The organism is Dietzia sp. B44 (genome assembly GCF_014145245.1).
GTDB lineage: Bacteria > Actinomycetota > Actinomycetes > Mycobacteriales > Mycobacteriaceae > Dietzia > Dietzia natronolimnaea.
Window position 1 is genome coordinate 1 of record NZ_JAALEF010000478.1, and the last position, 2,294, is coordinate 2,294.

The following is a 2,294-nucleotide window of genomic DNA, read 5'->3' on the forward strand; positions in this document are numbered from 1 at the left end:
CCCCGCGGGCTCGCCGCTCGCCGGCCTGACGGTGCCGGCCGACTCGACGGTGTCGACGCTGGTGCAGGAGCACCGTGGGTGGGCACTGCCGGCCGCCACCGCCGCCTCCGTCCTCGCCGTGCTCGCCGGGCTGGGTCTACTGCTCGCGCAGATCCCCACCGCACCGGCGCACACCTCTCTGCGTCTGCATGACGACGACGGCACGGTCCTGGCCACCCTGGAACCCCAGGTGTTGGAACGTGCGCTCGCCGAGCGGGTGGAGGGCGTCCCCGGCGTCGAGGAGGCGTCCGTGCGGGTCTCCGGCTCCACGACCTCCCTGCGGATCCTGGCCGAGGTGACGATCGCCGAGGAGGCGCAGGTGGAATGGGCTGTCGAGGAGGCCCGCCGGGTGCTGGCCGCGGATCCGGAGACCGCCCTCGGCACCAGTCCTCGGTCGGTCGACCTGCTGGTCCGCGTGCACACCCCGCGGACCTCCCGATCCGACCGCGTGGCCGTGCGCCATCACGGTGCGGGCGGGGAACTGGTCTCCGAGGCGGCATGACCCCCGCGCCCTCCCCGCCGGGGGAGTACCCCGACCGCACCCTGGTGCTGCGCGCACAGGACGGTGACCCCGAGGCCTTCGACGTGTTGATCGACCGCCACCAGGGTCGCCTGTTCCGCATCGCCTACCTGGTGTTGGGGGACCGGCAGGACAGCGAGGACGTGGTCCAGGAGTCGCTGCTCACCGCGTGGAAGCGGCTGCATCTCCTGGACGACCCGGATGCGGTGCGGAGCTGGCTGTCCCAGATCTGCTCGCGTCGGGCGACCGACATCGCCCGCCGCCGGGCCCGCCGCTCCACCGACGCCCAGCCGCCCGAGCTCCTGAACGTCCACCGCGACGAGGGCCCCCGGTCCGACCCCGCGCAGACCACCGTGGTCAACGCGCAGATGCAGGCCCTGGCCCGGGTGCTCGGGACGATGGACCCGGATCTGCGGTCCTGCTGGACACTGCGCGAGATCGACGGCATGTCCTATCGGGAGGTCGCGTCCGCGCTCGACATCACCGAGTCCACCGCGCGGGGCCGCCTCGCGCGTGCCCGCACGCACGTGATCGAATATATGAAGGAATGGCGGTGAACACCATGGACGGATCCTCCGGACCCGGTGGACCCGACGACGCCGAGGCCACCCGGCACTATCTCGATCAGATCAGTGCCCTGCACCGCGACTGGGACGAGCTCGAGAGCCGGGGCGACGACTCCGTGCAGCTGTCCGGTCGGGCGAGGTCGGCACTGGCGGAGGCCGTCCGCGCGGATGCCCGACACGGCGCGCGGGTGCAGATGCCTCCCACCGACATCGGCCCCTACTCGCTGACCGAACTCGCCCTGCGGACACTGATCCGCGACACCGTCGACGGCGTCCCGGGGGTGCTGAGTCTGCGGACCACCGTCGACCACGATCCGGTCGAGGGCTGGGGTACCCGCGGTCTGCCCCGCCGCATCGCGTGCCGCGTCTCGTTCGCGGCGTCGACCCCGGATCTGCCCGCCCTGGCGGACGCGGTCCGACAGGCGGTGCGTGGTGCGTGCGCCCGCGAATTCGACCTCGTCGACCTGGTGGTCGACGTCCACATCGAGGATCTTCATGAGAACTGAGCCGACGGCAGCGGAGTTGATCGACCTGGTGGTCGCCGTCCCCGGGGTCAACGGGATAGAACCCGGCATCGGCACCTCACTGCGGGCGCTCGATGCCCGCATACGGCGGGCCGGCCCCGTCCTGAGTCACTTCGGTCTCCACGTCGACCGCGACGGCAACAGGGTCACCGTCGAGGTGAGCCTGGACCCCTCCCGACCGGTCAGGCAGAGCGTGCGCGAGATCCAGTCGGTCCTGCGGGACGCCCTGGGTGCCTCGGTGCCGGTCGGTACCGAGCTCGAGGTGCGGGTGCAGTCGCTCCACCGGGGCTGAGCCCGCGGCGCGTGCGTCCGGCGCGCACACCGTTGGCGATCACCAGGATCTCCGCGAGCTCGTGCACCAGCACGACCGCGGCCAGCCCCAGGACGCCGGCCAGCGCCAACGGCACCAGCCCGATGATGATCGCCAGCGAGAGCCCGATGTTCTGCAGCATGATCCGGCGGGAGCGGCGGGCGTGCTGCAGCGCCCGGGGCAGGTGCCGCAGGTCCTCGCCGAGGAGGGCCACGTCGGCCGTCTCGATCGCGACGTCGTTGCCCATCGCCCCCATCGCGATCCCCAGGTCCGCGGTCGCCAGGGCGGGGGCGTCGTTGACGCCGTCGCCGACCATCGCCGTCGCCCTCTCCGCG

The 2,294-nt window shown here is 72.5% G+C and carries 3 protein-coding genes and 1 pseudogene; 3 read left to right on the top strand and 1 reads right to left on the bottom strand.

Going from position 1 to position 2,294, the window contains the following annotated elements:
* The 3 genes from G6017_RS14420 to G6017_RS14430 all read left to right on the top strand — a co-directional run.
* Positions 1-541, top strand: a 541-nt coding sequence (locus tag G6017_RS14420) for a hypothetical protein (protein WP_182617982.1), incomplete at its 5' end; no start/stop codon positions are given.
* Positions 538-1,116 (top strand): RNA polymerase sigma factor, encoded by a 579-nt coding sequence (locus G6017_RS14425; RefSeq protein ID WP_179523289.1) that lies wholly within the window; start codon positions 538-540, stop codon positions 1,114-1,116. The genes G6017_RS14420 and G6017_RS14425, both read left to right, overlap by 4 nt.
* Entirely contained in the window at positions 1,107-1,631 is a 525-nt protein-coding gene (locus G6017_RS14430; RefSeq protein ID WP_017838014.1) for a hypothetical protein, read from the top strand. The genes G6017_RS14425 and G6017_RS14430 overlap by 10 nt, the downstream gene beginning before the upstream one ends.
* 200 nt (positions 1,632-1,831) lie before the next feature.
* On the opposite strand, the pseudogene G6017_RS14435 reads toward G6017_RS14430, so the two are convergent.
* A pseudogene (locus G6017_RS14435) lies at positions 1,832-2,294 on the bottom strand (heavy metal translocating P-type ATPase); the annotation flags it as partial.